This window comes from Halalkalibacter flavus (assembly GCF_036663575.1).
Taxonomy (GTDB): domain Bacteria; phylum Bacillota; class Bacilli; order Bacillales; family Bacillaceae_D; genus Halalkalibacter; species Halalkalibacter flavus.
This window is the reverse complement of the sequence record NZ_JAWRVK010000366.1, coordinates 1-246: the sequence shown is the minus strand read 5'-3', so window position 1 is coordinate 246 and position 246 is coordinate 1. Positions and strand designations below refer to the sequence as shown.

Sequence of the window (246 nt, the reverse complement as noted above, 5' to 3'; positions counted from 1 at the left end):
CTGGCCTCGAACGGTACCTTTTTCACGCAGCAGGCCCACGGGCTGTGGGCGCAGGACCTGCTGGCGGCCTTCGATGCCAAGCCCCAGTGGCCGGAGTGGACGCTTGCTAACAGCTCACCAGGACTGGAAGCGGCAAGCCTGAAGATCGTGGACGCGCAGGAATGGTCGGGCAAGCTGGTCTTCAGCGACGTAGGCGCCATAGTCTACTACTTGAAGGCGGCGCCGTGGCTCGTGCCGGGGTTCACC

Annotated in this window: 1 pseudogene; it reads left to right on the top strand. The window is 64.6% G+C overall.

What is annotated here, in order from left to right:
• Window positions 1-246 (top strand): annotated as a pseudogene (locus tag SAY88_RS25495) (SAM-dependent methyltransferase); the annotation flags it as partial.